The organism is Bacillus sp. NP247, from assembly GCF_018966865.1.
Classification (GTDB): domain Bacteria; phylum Bacillota; class Bacilli; order Bacillales; family Bacillaceae_G; genus Bacillus_A.
The window spans coordinates 4893663-4909709 of the sequence record NZ_CP076653.1; the positions used below are offsets into that span (position 1 = coordinate 4893663).

13 protein-coding genes are annotated in these 16047 nt (G+C 34.7%); 11 read left to right on the forward strand and 2 right to left on the reverse strand.

All coding sequences use genetic code 11. The features are described 5' to 3' along the window. Positions 1-4 precede the first annotated feature (4 nt). The 4 genes from KPL75_RS25460 (at position 5) to KPL75_RS25475 (ending at position 4945) form a co-directional block, all read left to right on the forward strand. Positions 5-262, forward strand: coding sequence for a hypothetical protein (locus KPL75_RS25460; RefSeq protein ID WP_001119406.1), 258 nt, complete (start codon positions 5-7; stop codon positions 260-262). Positions 263-446: 184 nt separating this feature from the next. Then, positions 447-686, forward strand: coding sequence for a DUF2584 family protein (locus tag KPL75_RS25465; RefSeq protein ID WP_088096366.1), 240 nt, complete (start codon positions 447-449; stop codon positions 684-686). 15 nt (positions 687-701) lie between these two features. After that, positions 702-1859, forward strand: coding sequence for an exonuclease SbcCD subunit D (locus tag KPL75_RS25470; protein WP_219918327.1), 1158 nt, complete (start codon positions 702-704; stop codon positions 1857-1859). Then, positions 1856-4945 (forward strand): AAA family ATPase, encoded by a 3090-nt coding sequence (locus tag KPL75_RS25475; protein WP_219918328.1) that lies wholly within the window; start codon positions 1856-1858, stop codon positions 4943-4945. Before KPL75_RS25470 ends, KPL75_RS25475 begins: the two co-directional genes overlap by 4 nt. A gap of 86 nt (positions 4946-5031) precedes the next feature. Here KPL75_RS25475 and KPL75_RS25480 read toward each other — a convergent pair whose 3' ends face one another. Continuing rightward, entirely contained in the window at positions 5032-5205 is a 174-nt protein-coding gene (locus KPL75_RS25480; protein WP_219918329.1) for a hypothetical protein, read from the reverse strand. Positions 5206-5548: 343 nt separating this feature from the next. Here KPL75_RS25480 and KPL75_RS25485 point away from each other — a divergent pair, with 343 nt between their 5' ends. The 3 genes from KPL75_RS25485 to KPL75_RS25495 all read left to right on the forward strand — a co-directional run bounded on the left by KPL75_RS25485 (position 5549) and on the right by KPL75_RS25495 (position 9378). After that, positions 5549-6916, forward strand: coding sequence for a lytic polysaccharide monooxygenase (locus KPL75_RS25485; protein WP_219918330.1), 1368 nt, complete (start codon positions 5549-5551; stop codon positions 6914-6916). Positions 6917-7662: 746 nt separating this feature from the next. Continuing rightward, complete coding sequence (alr, locus tag KPL75_RS25490) at positions 7663-8859, forward strand: alanine racemase (protein ID WP_219918331.1); 1197 nt, start codon at positions 7663-7665, stop codon at positions 8857-8859. A 219-nt stretch (positions 8860-9078) separates the two neighbouring features. Then, entirely contained in the window at positions 9079-9378 is a 300-nt protein-coding gene (locus tag KPL75_RS25495; RefSeq protein WP_219918332.1) for an ArsR/SmtB family transcription factor, read from the forward strand. A 67-nt stretch (positions 9379-9445) separates the two neighbouring features. On the opposite strand, the gene KPL75_RS25500 is transcribed toward KPL75_RS25495, so the two are convergent. Continuing rightward, positions 9446-9631 carry a YkvS family protein gene (locus KPL75_RS25500; RefSeq protein ID WP_002136198.1) on the reverse strand — a complete coding sequence of 62 codons (186 nt, stop codon included), beginning with the start codon at positions 9629-9631 and terminating at the stop codon, positions 9446-9448. A gap of 693 nt (positions 9632-10324) precedes the next feature. Between KPL75_RS25500 and KPL75_RS25505 the strand changes: the two genes are divergently transcribed. From KPL75_RS25505 to KPL75_RS25520, 4 genes are all read left to right on the forward strand, one after another. Next, positions 10325-11527, forward strand: coding sequence for an L-lactate MFS transporter (locus KPL75_RS25505; RefSeq protein WP_219918333.1), 1203 nt, complete (start codon positions 10325-10327; stop codon positions 11525-11527). Positions 11528-12400: 873 nt separating this feature from the next. Continuing rightward, the gene (dhbA, locus tag KPL75_RS25510) at positions 12401-13186 is read left to right on the forward strand and encodes a 2,3-dihydro-2,3-dihydroxybenzoate dehydrogenase (RefSeq protein WP_219918334.1); all 786 of its coding nucleotides are present in this window, start codon (positions 12401-12403) and stop codon (positions 13184-13186) included. A 26-nt stretch (positions 13187-13212) separates the two neighbouring features. After that, positions 13213-14412 (forward strand): isochorismate synthase DhbC, encoded by a 1200-nt coding sequence (gene dhbC / locus KPL75_RS25515; RefSeq protein WP_219918335.1) that lies wholly within the window; start codon positions 13213-13215, stop codon positions 14410-14412. Positions 14413-14424: 12 nt separating this feature from the next. Then, a complete protein-coding gene (locus KPL75_RS25520) occupies positions 14425-16041 on the forward strand; it encodes a (2,3-dihydroxybenzoyl)adenylate synthase (RefSeq protein ID WP_219918336.1) in 1617 nt (538 codons plus the stop codon). Positions 16042-16047 lie beyond the last annotated feature (6 nt).

Genomic DNA, 16047 nt, shown 5'->3' on the forward strand with positions numbered 1-16047 from the left:
CGGAATGCCAGGACCTTTACTGTTGTCGGTGATTATTTTGTCTTCTTTAATGATAGGGATAACACAGTTTTTTCATCATACAGATACGACAGAGGAAGTGAAGGATAAAGTACGTCTCGTATTTCCGATTTTTATCATATCTATTTCTTTTTGTATTCTATTAAATAAGGATGGGTACATTGTCGCTGTATTTTCATTTTTTGTAGCGATCGTTTTAATTACAGTTTTATATTATGTAATGAAAGACTTTATACAAAAATAAAGATGTCACATGAGACATTTTTATTTTTGTAATAAATAAAATTTCACATACCGTATTATATATAAAAAATAAAAAACAAATAGCAATAGAAAAGTATGTACTTTGCCGTGTATTTACTTGTCAATCTTGCATAGCCAATATACTATTAATAATATAGAGATTAGAAAAAGGGGTTGTATCTGTCATGAAATTTGAGATGCACACAAAAATTATTTCAAATGAAAAAGAAGTAAGATTACATATAGAAGAAAATATATTTCAATTAAAATTGGATGGTTATCACTTATTTACACTGCAAGAAATATTGCCTTTATATAAATCAAATGAAGAAAGAATTGGTAGTGCAATGATACAAAAGTTAGAGTGGGAAAACGGAAAAACGACAATAAACTATCAACTCGTATCACTAAAATCAGTAAATTAAAAGGAGCAGGAAACTATGAAGTTATTTCATACAGCGGATTGGCATTTAGGAAAGCTTGTTCATGGCGTGTATATGACTGAAGATCAAAAGATTGTATTAGATCAGTTTGTACAAGCTGTTGAAGAAGAAAAACCAGATGCCGTAATTATTGCAGGGGATTTATATGACCGAGCAATTCCACCTACGGAAGCAGTAGACTTATTAAATGATGTTTTACAAAAAATAGTGATTGATTTACAAACACCAGTTATTGCAGTTGCAGGAAACCATGATAGTCCAGATCGTATTCATTTTGGAAGTAGTTTAATGAAGAAACAAGGATTATTTATTGTGGGGCAATTTCAATTTCCATATGAGCCAATTATATTAAATGATGAATATGGCGAGGTTCACTTCCATCTCGTTCCATATGCGGATCCAAGCATAGTTAGACATGTATTGAAAAACGAAGATGTTCGTTCTCATGATGATGCAATGCGTATTTTTATGAATGAACTTTCTGAAACGATGGATAAAGAAGCGAGACATGTATTTGTAGGACATGCGTTTGTAACTTCTTCGGGAGAGGCAGAGGAAAATACAAGTGATGCGGAACGACCACTTTCAATTGGTGGTGCTGAATATGTAAATAGCCATTATTTTGATAAGTTTCATTACACGGCGCTTGGCCATTTACATCAAGCGCATTTTGTACGTAATGAGACCATTCGTTATTCAGGTTCGCCACTTGCATATTCTATCTCTGAAGAAAAACATAAAAAAGGATACTATATTGTGGAACTGGATGAAAAAGGTGAAACAACAATTGAAAAACGTTTACTTACACCACGTCGTAAAATGCGTACAGTAGAAGCAAAAATAGACGATTTATTGCATCATCCAGTAAATGAAGATTATGTATTTGTGAAATTATTAGATGAAAATCCTGTCTTGCAGCCAATGGAAAAAATACGTTCTGTATACCCAAATGCAATGCATGTTGAAAGATCTATTCAAAGACGAGAGTTCACAGATGAAAATGAAGTAACTGTTTCAAGACATAAAACAGATGATTTATCTCTTTTAAAAGCTTTTTATAAAGAAATGAAAGGGATAGAGTTATCAGAAGAGAAAGAACGTCTATTTTTAGATGTTTTGCAAACAGTGCAAGAACGGGAAGGTGAACGAGGATGAGACCGCTTCAGCTAATTATGACCGCATTTGGTCCATATAAACAGAAAGAAGTAATCGATTTTAAAGATCTTGGTGAGCATCGTATTTTTGCTATTTCTGGAAATACAGGAGCCGGAAAGACAACGATTTTTGATGCGATTTGTTATGTGTTATATGGTGAGGCAAGCGGAGAAGAACGTAGTGATACGAGCATGCTTCGCAGTCAATTTGCTGATGATAATGTGTATACAAGTGTAGAACTAACCTTTCAGTTAAAAGGGAAACGTTATGAAATAAAACGACAACTTGGGCATAAAAAACAAGGGAACAAGACGATCACAGGACATGCAGTAGAATTATATGAAGTGATTGATGAAGAGCAGGTTCCAGCTGTTGATCGTTTTCATGTAACGGATGTAAATAAAAAAGTTGAAGATTTAATTGGATTAAGTAAACATCAATTTAGCCAAATTGTCATGTTACCACAAGGAGAGTTCCGAAAATTATTAACATCTGAAACGGAAAATAAAGAAGAAATATTACGCCGCATTTTTAAAACAGATCGTTATAAATTAATGCGTGAGTTATTAGATCAAAAGCGTAAACAATGGAAAGACGTCTTACAAGAAAAACAAAAAGAACGTGAGCTATACTTCCGTAATGTTTTTAAATTGCCAATTCGCGATGGAGCATTATTAGAGACATTAGTAGAACAAGAACATGTAAATACGCATCAAGTAGTAGAAGCGTTAGAACAAGAAACAGCTGCGTATAAGGCAGAGGTTGAGCAACTACAAGTAGAACAAGATGTTCAAACGAAGCAATTAAAGGATGCTGAAACACGTTTTCACGCAGCGAAATCTGTAAATGAGAAGTTTACAGATTTACAACAAAAGAATGAGAAATATAATACTTTACAAGAAAATCGTACAGTTATTGAAATGAAAGAAAGATCTTTTAAACGTGCGGAACAGGCGAAGCGCTTATTACCATTTGAACAATGGCACGAAGAAGCGATGCAAAATGAGCAGAAAGCTGAAAGTTTGTTAAAACAAATTATCGCCAAAAAAGAAAATGTAATGAATAGTTTTGAACTTGCTCAGGTGAAATATGAAGCAGTAAAGAATAAAGAACCTGAGCGAGAAGATGCAAAAAAACTTGTTCAAAGATTAGAAGAGTTACAACCGATTATTGCATCATTAGCTGAGAAACAGTTGAATTTACAAAATGCAGAAATTCAACTAGGGAAATTAAAGGAAAGTATGCAAAAATTAGACCGACAATTAGAGGAGCATACAAATCAAAAACAGCTAATGTCTAGTGAATTACAGCAATTAGAACGAGCACTTGAGCAATATGTAGATAAAGTAGAAGAACTAACGAATATGCGAGAAGATGCAAAAGTTTTAAAGCAAGCATATGATGTTTGGCAAGAAAAACAAAAATTTGAGCAAGAAAAAGTAGCGGCATATAATAAGATGCAATTGGCAGTGAACGCATATGAAAATATGGAACGCCGCTGGTTAAGTGAACAAGCTGGTATATTAGCTCTTCATCTACATGATGGCGAATCTTGTCCAGTATGTGGTAGTACGAACCATCCGGAAAAAGCTACAGAGCAAAGTGATGCGATCGATGAAAAAGAGTTAAATGATTTAAGAGACAAGAAGAATATTGCCGAAAAATTACATGTTCAATTAGAGGAGAAATGGAATTTCTATCATCTTCAATATGAACAGGTAATAGAAGAGGTTAAGCAGCGAGGCTATCGCTCGGAAGAATTAGCTGAAACATACAATGCACTTGTTCAAAAAGGAAAACAATTAGTAACGGAAGTAAATACGTTAAAAGCAAGCGAAGAAACGCGTAAGCAAACTGCTGTGAATATAAAAAGCATAGAAGAAAAAGTAGATGTGCTTCAGAAACAAAAGCGTGAGGTAGAAACAGAGCAGCACCGTACAGAAATGGAGTGTTTACAGCTTCGAACGTCATATGAACATGATAAGAAAAATATTCCTGACAGCTTACAAACAATACAAGCTTGGAAAGTCCAGTTTGATCAAGCGACGCAACAACTTAGGTTAATGGAAGATGAATGGAAGAAAGTGCAGGAAGCGTATCAGCATTGGCAGAATGAAAATATACGTATTCAAGCAGAACAGGAAGGTGCTTCTAATCAATTTGAAAGTGCAAAATTGAAGAAAGAAGATACTTTTGCGCGCTTTATGAAAGAACTTGAACAAAGCGGATTTACAGATCAAATCACGTATAAAGAAGCAAAATTAAATGATGCTGAGATGGAGATGTTACAAAAAGAAATTCAAAGTTATTATTCATCTCTTGAAGTACTTGCAAAACAAATTGAAGAGTTACATGCTGAATTAAAAGATAAAGAGTATATGGATATTACAGCGTTAGGTCAACACATAACAGAATTACAAATTAATCTCGATATCATTAAAGAAAAACGTCAACGTGCGCAAAACGCTGTAACATATATTTCTGATTTACATGAAAATATTAGACGTATCGATGAGCAAATTCATGAGGAAGAAAAAGCATTCCAAGAACTTGTTGATTTATATGAAGTAATGAAAGGTGATAACGAAAGCCGTATATCATTTGAACGTTACATCTTAATTGAGTATTTAGAACAAATTGTTCAAATTGCAAACGAACGATTACGTAAATTATCAAACGGACAATTTTATTTAAAACGAAGCGAACGAGTTGAAAAGAGAAATCGTCAAAGTGGATTAGGATTAGATGTTTATGACGCATACACTGGCCAAACACGCGATGTAAAAACATTATCTGGCGGCGAGAAATTTAATGCATCACTTTGCTTAGCGCTTGGAATGGCAGATGTCATTCAAGCGTATGAAGGCGGTATTTCCATCGAAACGATGTTTATCGATGAAGGATTCGGCTCATTAGATGAAGAGTCATTAACGAAAGCAGTTGACGCCCTAATCGATTTACAAAAATCAGGCCGATTTATCGGTGTAATTTCACACGTTCAAGAACTGAAAAACGCAATGCCAGCTGTATTAGAAGTAACGAAGCAGAAGGATGGGTGTAGTCAGACTAAGTTTGTGGTGAAGTAACAAGATTTAATTACTGAAAAATTTAGTGAAATAATAAATAAAGCGCCGTCTCCTTATTGGAGGCGGCGTTTGTATGAAATAAGGAACTATGAGTTATCTGAAGTAGGCGGCGTATGTGATAATCGATTATAAGTTTTAAAAGCAGAAATTGCCGATATAACACCACCCGCTAAAAATAATGCTGATCCACCTACTAATATGATACGACTGACATATGTTTCTCGTGATTCTTCAACTTCTTCTTGTAACATTGTAGGCATATGATTCCCTCCTTTATAAAAATGTGTTTTGTAATAGTATATACAAACGCCTAACATGTGTTAAAAATGAAGAAGTTGTATGTATAAGCATCTAAGTGAATTTAATATTTAGCTAGTGTTAGTATTAAGTTCAACGATTCTGCACAACTTATGCACAAGTTTTAGTAGTTTATATGTCATGATATATCCATAAAGTTAAATATTCAATAATAATGAATGGAACATTCGTTTATTATTAAGTGTGCGTTTCTTACGCACTCTCCAAAACAAGTGTCTTTATTGTTATTCTTTTGCATCAAAGCCCTCATCACACTACGAAGTATAACAAGAAGGGGATACGAACATGAATAATCGAATTTTAAAACACTTACTAAATATGAAGATGAACAAGAAAAGCCTGGGAGCCGTTGCATTAACGGCTGGAATCATAGGCACGACTCTCATTCCTCAAAATGCATATGCGCACGGTTTTGTTGAAAAACCTGGAAGTCGTTCTGCTTTATGTAGCCCAACTTACGGCGCACTGAACTTGAACTGCGAAAGTATTATGTATGAACCTCAAAGTTTAGAAGCTCCAAAAGGATTTCCACAAGGTGGCCCAGTTGATGGGCTGATTGCTTCGGCAGGCGGGAAATTTGGTGGTATTTTGGATCAACAAACAACAGAGCGTTGGTTTAAAAATACGATAACAGGTGGAGAAAATACGTTCACATGGAAGTATACAGCTCCTCACTTAACAAGCAAATGGCATTACTATATTACGAAAAAAGGTTGGAATCCAAATAAAGCGCTAACAAGAGCAGACTTTGAGCCAATTGGAACTGTACAACATGATGGCTCTGCAGCTTTAAACAATTTAAATCACAAAATTAACGTACCTACTGATCGTAGTGGATACCATGTTATTTTAGCGGTATGGGATGTAGCTGATACAGCAAATGCATTCTATAATGTAATTGATGTAAATCTAGTCAATAATGAAAAACCAGACACAGAAGCACCAAGTAATCCAAATGGACTTGAGGCAACAAAAGTTACAGCAAATAGTGTAGAACTAGCATGGACCGCTTCTACGGATAATGTAGGGGTAAAAGGTTATCAGGTCCTACGCAATGGAGAGATTATTGACACAGTACCAGGCACTCATTTTATTGATAAACAATTACAACCAAGTACTGAATACTCTTATACTGTAAAAGCGATTGACGCAGCTGGAAATGTATCGAAAGAAAGTACGGCAGTTAAAGTGAAAACATCAGTAGCGATTCTTGATACAAAAGCACCTACACAGCCAAAAGGATTACACAGCATGGGAACGACAGCATCAAGTGTGGATCTGATGTGGAGTCCGTCTGACGATAATGACGGTGTAGACCATTACGATATTTATAGAGAAATATCAGGCGTAATGAAAAAAATTGGAACATCCAACACTACTTCTCATATGGACAAAAATTTGCTTGCTAATACTACATATAAATATACGGTGAAAGCTGTTGATGTAGCTGGAAATGAATCAACACAAAGCGATGTATTCAAAGTTACCACAAAAACTGAAAGCGCTTCATACGAAGCGTGGAATTCAAAGAAGGCATATAAAAAGGGAGATAGAGTCGTACACGAAGGGAAAGTGTATGAAGCTGTCCAAAATTACCAAGGAAATGGGGATCCAAACTGGATTTATGCTTTATCATTATGGAAAACAGTGTAAGCTTTTACTGGTTTTGAACTAAGGAATGACTGACGGGCTTTGGTGCAATAAAGTAATAATGAGGGTTCACTTTAAAGTTGAAACAAAAAAGACGACACATAAAATGTCGTCTTTTTTGTACGGATTTATTTTTTCTCCTGGTTTTCTACCTTTTCCGTATTAGAAGCAAATCCGCTTTTAAACCCATCGATAAAATTACAACCACTTAATGAAAATACAAATACACATATAAGACTAACTAAAATACCCTTTTTGTAATTTACTTTACAACAGCCTCCTACTTATCAATTCGTAAACTAAATATCACTACATTTAAATGTTTAATATACATTGGAATTACCGTAAAAACGAATAGTTAAATTATATAGTTGTAGGACATGACGTCATCTTATGAATATTTTTATACAGTAGATATATTTATTACTCATATAGTATTACTTCGTAAAGCAATTGTATTACAAAGAGGTATCTCTATACCTCTCCACCATACCACTAGACTGTAAAAATACATAATGTGTGTACCTTTTTGGATAGGTAAAGATATGTAAAAATATGAGGGTGAGAGTGAATGTGATTTTTAACGATCTTAGCTCACGGAAGGTTACGAGGTAAAAATAACTGAAGGAATACTAAAAAAATAATAACCGACGGATTTTCGTTTGAATACTAATGATTTTTACGGATTCATGAACTTGGCTATTCAGGAAAAGCATTTTTGATAGCTTAATATAGGAGGTAAATAAATTATGAAAGTTAACTACGGTAGACATACTATTATTGAAGTTGATTTAAATGCACTGCAACGTAATTTCCAACAGTACAAACAAGCTATTCCATTTGGTACAGCGATTATGACAGTTGTAAAAGCGAATGCCTATGGACACGGGGCAGTTCCGATTGCGAAGGCGGTAATAGAGGCAGGCACAAGTCACTTGGCAGTTGCGTTTGTAGATGAAGGAATTGAACTTAGAGAAGCTGGTATAACTGTACCAATATTAATCTTTGGATACACACCGTATGAAGCGATAGTAGATGCAATTACGTATGATTTAAGCATGACAGTATATACAATTGAGGATTTGCATGCTATAGAAGAGATTGCTTCACAAATGGAAAAGAATGCGTACATCCATATTAAAATTGACACTGGAATGAGCCGACTCGGTTTACAACTTAATGAAGTCACATTGTTTTTACAAACATTAAAGTGTACAAAATATATTCAGGTTGAAGGAATGTACACGCACTTCGCTTGTGCAGATGAAAGGGATAAAATGTATACTCTCATGCAACAAGAGGTATTTCAAAAAGCCGTAAGCAAAGCAGAAGAGTTACAAATTGCTATTCCATGGATTCATACCAATAATAGTGCTGCTACAATTGATATGCGAGAAACAAAAGGAAATATGGTCCGCCTTGGAATCGCGTTATACGGTCTCTATCCATCTGCAGATGTCAATCAAGAAGCTATTTCGTTACAGCCTATCCTGACATTTAAATCAAAAGTTGCGCATATCAAAAAAGTAAAAAAAGGAAATGGGGTTAGCTATGGAGCAACATATACAGCGACAGGAGAAGAATGGATTGCGACGATACCGGTTGGATATGCGGATGGTGTCAGCAGGCAACTCTCGAATAAAGGGTTTGTATTAATAAAAGGTATGAAAGTTCCTATTATAGGACGTATTTGTATGGACCAGTTAATGTTGGACGTAACAAAAATCATGCCAATACATGTTGGGGATGAGGTGGTCTTTTATGGTAATCAAGGCGAGGAATCAATAAGTGTAGATTGCGTTGCAGATATATTAAGTACAATTAATTATGAGATTACTTGTATGTTAAGTAGAAGGATACCTCGCATCTATATAAAAGACAATAAGCCAATCGAAATAATAAATGAACTACGAAGAAGTCCTATCAGTTTATGTATAAATGAATGAAGAATCTTCACCATAAATTTATGCTAACTTCACATGCAGCACAAATTGAAATTGTATTATGTATATGTACCAAATAAATAAAATTACATAGCATTGCTGCTTTTAAATAATTAAAATCCTATTATTTCTATATAAAGGTCTTGGTTGTATGTTAGAAATTACATTTTATTTAGAAGCAGATTTTAATAAAAATGAATTCAAATAAAAGGGGAATGTCTTATGACAACATATACGAGCGAGATAAAAAAAAGTTTAGTTACTGAAGAAGATGTGGATATTTTAAAAATAATGGCGCATCCAATACGATTACAAATTGTAAATGAATTAAGTGCACGCAAAACTTGTAATGTAACACAATTAACAGAATTACTGAATATTCCACAATCGACTGTTTCGCAACATTTATCAAAAATGAAAGGTAAAGTGTTACGAGCTGAGAGAAGGGGCTTAGAAATTTATTATCACATTAATAATTTAAAAGCGAGTAAGATTGTAAGTGTTTTAGGATATATTAACTAATGAAGTATTTTCATATAAAATAGCCGCTGCTGGTGAGCAGGGGCTATTTTGTGTTGTTTGTTTCACTTTATGTATTCGTATTTAAAATTTTATAGTTTTTATGATTTACAATTGTTCGGTCAAATTCAAAAGTACCACCGCTTACATCTGTAACTTCAACTAAGACCGATTCAGTGTATAGTTTTAGTACAGATGCTGTGATCTTTAAGTTATTTCGTTGAAATAGTATAGTATCCCCTACGTTTGCTTTCATAGTACCTCCTTATAAAAGACAGAAATGTTTGTTTATTATATATATTAAACCACTTATAGATATATTAGTGAATGTTTAGTTTTATTTATCAATAAAATATTTGTTGTTTACTAAAAATTAAAGTGCAACATTATGTAAATGAATTATATATTTTCTGTTTTCATGTAGAAAATTGTAAAAAAACGTTGTAATTCTGTATGTTTCGTTAGAAAAACAAAATATACGGAAGTAGAAATGGTGGGATTTTTGATTACAAGCATTGTAACGAGAAGCCAGATTACAAGACTATTAAATGATTTGTATCAAGAAATACAGACGCAACATGTTATAAACGCTGAAGAGTTAAATAAGAATAGGATGTTTTTTGTTTGTATAGGGTAAGCAAAATATTGAAGTCCAGCCATGGTATAATTCGATAAATTTTTTTGTAAAAGAGGATGTAAAAGCCCCCGTAAGTCGTACTGATGCAAAACATTATAAAAGCTGCTACGTATTTAACAAGCAGTTTTTTGTATTTCACCCTTCGTTTTATGTAACTGGTTCCATATATTTGACGCTCCGTCTTGTAAGTGCTTACATAATCGGTAACATCCTATACAATGAAGTTGTTAAATCGAATGAGGTGGCGAAAATGAAAATGAAAAAAGCATATTTAGCGAATAGCATTGAAATAGAAAGAGGAGGAGAGATGGTATGAAAAAATCATCGGTTAATCCATGGCTTGTTGTTCTTGGAACAGTCATAGTACAAATGGGGCTTGGAACGATATATACATGGAGTTTATTCAATCAGCCCTTAGTGAGTAAATACGGTTGGAGTCTTAACGCTGTTGCTATAACTTTCTCAATTACTAGCCTTTCTTTAGCATTTTCAACTTTGTTTGCGAGTAAATTGCAAGAAAAATGGGGACTTCGTAAACTTATTATGATAGCTGGACTAGCATTAGGAATTGGATTAATGCTTAGTTCACAAGCTTCCTCATTATTAATGCTTTATGTACTAGCAGGAGTTGTTGTAGGATACGCAGATGGAACAGCATACATCACTTCACTATCCAATTTAATAAAATGGTTTCCAAATCGTAAAGGTTTAATCGCCGGTATATCTGTTTCTGCATATGGTACAGGTAGCCTAATATTCAAATACATAAACGCAATGTTGATTGATTCAGTTGGTGTATCGCAAGCGTTTATATACTGGGGTTTAATTGTTACAGCTATGATAGTAATCGGTGCTTGTTTGATCCATCAAGCTGTTGACCAAAGTGCAGTTCAAGAAACAAAAACTAAAGAATATACAACAAAAGAAATGCTAGGCACAAAACAAGTATACTTATTATTTATTATGCTATTTACATCATGTATGAGTGGCTTATACTTAATTGGTATGGTAAAAGACATTGGTGTTCAACTTGTAGGGCTTAGCGCAGCAACAGCAGCTAATGCGGTGGCTATGGTTGCAATCTTCAATACATTGGGTCGTATCATTCTGGGACCGTTATCAGATAAAATCGGCCGTTTAAAAATCGTTACTGGTACTTTTGTTGCTATGGCGACTTCAGTCTTGGTTCTAAGTTTCGTAGATTTAAATTATGGTATCTACTTCGTCTGTGTAGCAAGTGTAGCGTTTTGCTTTGGTGGAAATATCACTATTTTCCCAGCTATTGTTGGTGATTTCTTCGGTATGAAAAATCATAGTAAAAACTACGGAATTGTGTATCAAGGCTTTGGATTTGGAGCGCTCGCAGGTTCCTTTATCGGTGCAATTCTAGGTGGGTTCAAACCAACTTTCATGGTGATCGGTGTATTATGTGTCGTGTCATTTATTATCGCAATTTTAATTCAAGCACCTAATCAGAAAAAAGAAAAAGAAGAAGAGTATCGCAGTGTAGCGTAAGTATTTAAATTTTCTATAGCACTAAGGCAACTAAAAAGTACCCTATAAAATAGGGTGCTTTTTTCCGATACATAATAAAATTACGAAAGGGAAGTGGATATCGAACCACTTTCCTTTTTTCTTTATGAACTAATTTTAATAGTTTTTCTCTAACCGGTCTTTATCCCGCTATTTGCGGGCAGTAAAACTCCCACCTCAAAATTCAGGCAGAGCAAAGAAGTTAGGTGGGAGTCGGGCTACACGTAAACGCCCGATTGGTGAAGGCTAATAATCAGTGGGGGGATGAACAAAACCCCCACTGATTAAAGTTTCACTTTATTTTATTTATGGAATTTTACTGATAAAAGAGTTATTAAAATATTCAATTGGATTATATTGGAATATTATTGAGTCACGCATAATATATGAAAATCTTAGATTATATATAAGATATGCATTGAGAAATGCAAGATGTAAAGTAAAATATTTTCAGAAAAATATTGAGAAAAGAAAAACTTGAATTTTTGATAAAGTATTGTGGGCGAAGAAATCTATAGGTTATCTTTTTCAATTTCAAAAAAGATGATAAGGAATTAGGGATTAAATTTTTATTTAAATTACGTTTTAATGCTTATAGATGCAATCTGGCATAGAAACGTAAAAAATATTTTATCTGAAAAATAAAAAAAGATTGACAAGTATATTGAGAAACATTATCATTTCGATGTAGGTAGAGAAAATGAAAATCATTATCAATAGGTTTGATTTGATGAAAAGTACACTTGACCAATTAGTTTAGTAAGTGTATTATTTTTAACATTATAAGTGATAATGAAAATCGTTATCATTTATGATGTTAAACTGGATTAATTTTTATATGAAAGGATAGAGGAAATGAGCCTAGGGGAATTTGATGGAAAAATCGTTTTAGTAACAGGTGCAGCGCAAGGTATAGGTAGTGTTGTAGCAAAAATGTTTTTAGAAAGAGGAGCTACAGTTATTGCAGTTGATCAAAATGAAGAAGGGCTAAATATGTTATTAAATCATTATGCATCATACGAAACACGTATAAAGACATTTCATTTAGATGTGAGTGATTGCACTGCTGTTGAAGAGGTAGTAAAACAAATTGAAAATGACATAGCACCTATAGATATATTAGTAAATGTCGCAGGAGTTTTACGAATGGGAGCGATTCACTCTTTAAGTGATGAAGACTGGCATAAAACATTTTCTGTAAATACTACAGGAGTTTTCTATATGGCCCGAGCAGTAAGTAAACGCATGATGTTAAGAAAGTCAGGGGCAATTGTTACAGTTGGTTCAAATGCGGCAAATACTCCGAGAATGGAGATGGCTGCATATGCTGCATCAAAAGCTGCAACGACGATGTTTATGAAATGTTTAGGGTTAGAACTTGCAGCACATAATATTCGCTGCAACTTAGTTTCTCCAGGTTCTACTGAAACTGAAATGCAAAGATTATTATGGGCTGATGAGAATGGAGCTGAAAATATAATTGCTGGTTCTCAAAATACATATAGACTCGGTATACCGTTACAAAAAATTGCACAACCTTCAGAAATTGCTGAAGCAGTATTGTTTTTAGCCTCAGATAAAGCGAGTCATATTACAATGCACAATTTATGTGTCGATGGCGGAGCTACATTAGGAGTTTAATAAAAAATTCAGGAGGTTTTAATACTATGAATGAACTTACAGCCGTAAAGGAACTGTCAGAAAAATTATTAGAAGATTATAAGACTGAATCTTCGTTCTTTTTCGCTTCACCAACTCGAACGATATTGACAGAAGGAGAGTTTACTACAGTAAAACATTATGAAATTGAAAGCTTTCCAGAGCTTGTACAAGCGGTATTAAGTAATGCAAAACAAGCCGGAAATCCGAATCCTATCGTTGTTGGTGCTTTGCCATTTGATCGTAGAAAAGAAGTTCAACTTATTGTACCGGAATATTGCAGAATTACTGAGCGTTTACAGTTGGAGACAACAAATGAGATAAAACGAAATGAGAAACTGACATTTGAAATGACACCGGTTCCAGCTCCTGAAGTATATATGAATGGTGTGAAGCAAGGGATTGAAAAAATTCAGGACGGAGATTTAAAGAAAATCGTTCTATCTAGATCGTTAGATGTTAAATCTTCAGAGAAGATTGATAAACAAAAACTACTTCGCGAATTAGCAGAGCATAATAAGCACGGTTATACATTTGCTGTGAATTTACCGAAAGATGAAAACGAGAACAATAAGACATTAATTGGAGCAAGCCCTGAATTGCTTGTTTCACGTAATGGTATGCAAGTCGTTTCTAATCCATTAGCTGGTTCAAGACCAAGAAGTGACGATCCAGCTGAAGATAAAAGAAGAGCAGAGGAATTACTCTCTTCACCAAAAGATTTACATGAACATGCAGTAGTAGTTGAAGCGGTTGCTGCTGCGCTTCGTCCGTACTGTCATACATTGCATGTGCCAGAAAAACCATCAGTTATTCATAGTGAAGCAATGTGGCATTTGTCTACAGAAGTGAAAGGTGAACTTAAGGATCCAAATACTTCTTCTTTAGAATTAGCAATTGCTCTTCATCCTACGCCAGCAGTTTGCGGAACTCCAATGGAAGAAGCAAGAGAGGCCATTCAAAAAATTGAGCCATTTGACCGTGAATTCTTTACAGGAATGTTAGGGTGGAGCGATCTAAATGGAGATGGCGAATGGATTGTTACAATTCGTTGTGCTGAAGTGCAAGAAAATACACTTCGTTTATATGCAGGAGCTGGAGTTGTTGCTGAGTCAAAACCAGAAGATGAGTTAGCAGAAACATCAGCTAAGTTCCAAACAATGTTGAAGGCTTTAGGGTTAAGAGATAATACGTTGAATGAAAAATAGGGGGAAGAAAGAATGTTAACAGGTTATACGGAATGGCCAAAAGAATTTGCAGATCGTTACCGAGAAGAAGGATGTTGGCTTGGTGAAACATTTGGCGGAGTGTTAAGAGAGCGTGCTGAAAAATATGGAGATCAAATTGCGGTTGTAAGCGGTAATACGCATATAACGTATAGTGAACTTGATAAAAAGGTAGATTGCTTAGCTTCAGGTTTACTGAATTTAGGAATAAAGCAAGAAGACCGAGTTGTTCTTCAGCTACCTAATATTACAGAGTTTTTCGAAATATGTTTTGCACTATTTCGAATTGGAGCGCTTCCTGTTTTTGCACTACCTTCACATCGAAGTAGTGAAATTAGTTATTTTTGCGAGTTTGGTGAGGCGAGTGCTTACGTTATTTCAGATAAGGCTCTTGGCTTTGATTACCGAAAACTAGCAAGAGAAGTAAAAGAAAAAGTGCCTACTTTACAACATGTAATCGTAGTAGGGGAAGAAGAAGAATTTGTGAGTATAAATGAACTTTACATGGATCCCGTTCCATTACCAGAAGTTCAGCCAAGTGAAGTTGCGTTTCTCCAATTATCAGGAGGGACAACAGGACTTTCTAAATTAATTCCTAGAACGCATGATGACTATATTTATAGTTTGCGTGTTAGCGCTGAAATTTGTAATTTAAATGCAGAAAGCGTCTATATGGCAGTTCTTCCAGTAGCACACAACTATCCGATGAGTTCTCCTGGAACGTTTGGAACTTTCTATGCAGGTGGAAAAGTAGTGTTGGCAACTGGAGGTAGCCCAGATGAGGCATTTGCGCTTATAGAAAAAGAAAAAGTTACGATTACAGCGCTCGTTCCACCATTAGCAATGATTTGGCTTGATGCTGTATCTTCCCGTAATAACGATTTATCGAGCCTGCAAGTTCTTCAAGTAGGGGGTGCGAAATTTAGTGCCGAAGTTGCGAAGCGTATACGCTCTACATTTGGATGTACGTTACAGCAAGTATTCGGTATGGCAGAAGGGTTAGTAAATTATACTAGATTAAATGATCCTGAAGAAATCATTATTCATACACAAGGTAGACCGATGTCTACATTCGATGAAGTAAGGGTTGTTGATGAGAATGATAACGATGTAAAACCTGGTGAAGTAGGTAGTTTATTAACACGAGGGCCATACACAATTCGTGGTTATTATAAAGCGGAAGAGCATAATGCACGATCATTTACAAAGGATGGCTTTTATCGCACAGGTGATCTTGTAAAAGTAAATGAACAAGGCTACATCGTTGTAGAAGGAAGAGATAAAGATCAAATTAACCGTGGTGGTGAGAAGGTTGCTGCGGAAGAAGTTGAAAATCATCTATTAGCACATGATGCAGTACATGATGTAGCAATTGTATCTATGCCAGACGATTATTTAGGTGAACGTACTTGTGCATTTGTTATAGCTCGCGGACAAGCTCCAACTGTAAGTGAATTGAAAATATTTTTAAAAGAACGTGGTATAGCAGCTTATAAGATTCCAGATCGAATTGAATTTATTGAATCATTCCCGCAAACAGGTGTAGGAAAAGTAAGCAAAAAAGAATTACGTAAAGTCATTGCTGAAAAACTTATTATAGTAAAACGATAAAAAACT

Bases quoted from the DNA above. Each gene is read 5' to 3' on its own strand.
- KPL75_RS25460 (WP_001119406.1), top strand. From the start codon at position 5: ATGCCAGGACCTTTACTGTTGTCGGTGATTATTTTGTCTTCTTTAATG.
- KPL75_RS25465 (WP_088096366.1), top strand. From the start codon at position 447: ATGAAATTTGAGATGCACACAAAAATTATTTCAAATGAAAAAGAAGTA.
- KPL75_RS25470 (WP_219918327.1), top strand. From the start codon at position 702: ATGAAGTTATTTCATACAGCGGATTGGCATTTAGGAAAGCTTGTTCAT.
- KPL75_RS25475 (WP_219918328.1), top strand. From the start codon at position 1,856: ATGAGACCGCTTCAGCTAATTATGACCGCATTTGGTCCATATAAACAG.
- KPL75_RS25480 (WP_219918329.1), bottom strand. From the start codon at position 5,205: ATGCCTACAATGTTACAAGAAGAAGTTGAAGAATCACGAGAAACATAT.
- KPL75_RS25485 (WP_219918330.1), top strand. From the start codon at position 5,549: ATGAATAATCGAATTTTAAAACACTTACTAAATATGAAGATGAACAAG.
- alr (WP_219918331.1), top strand. From the start codon at position 7,663: ATGAAAGTTAACTACGGTAGACATACTATTATTGAAGTTGATTTAAAT.
- KPL75_RS25495 (WP_219918332.1), top strand. From the start codon at position 9,079: ATGACAACATATACGAGCGAGATAAAAAAAAGTTTAGTTACTGAAGAA.
- KPL75_RS25500 (WP_002136198.1), bottom strand. From the start codon at position 9,631: ATGAAAGCAAACGTAGGGGATACTATACTATTTCAACGAAATAACTTA.
- KPL75_RS25505 (WP_219918333.1), top strand. From the start codon at position 10,325: ATGAAAAAATCATCGGTTAATCCATGGCTTGTTGTTCTTGGAACAGTC.
- dhbA (WP_219918334.1), top strand. From the start codon at position 12,401: ATGAGCCTAGGGGAATTTGATGGAAAAATCGTTTTAGTAACAGGTGCA.
- dhbC (WP_219918335.1), top strand. From the start codon at position 13,213: ATGAATGAACTTACAGCCGTAAAGGAACTGTCAGAAAAATTATTAGAA.
- KPL75_RS25520 (WP_219918336.1), top strand. From the start codon at position 14,425: ATGTTAACAGGTTATACGGAATGGCCAAAAGAATTTGCAGATCGTTAC.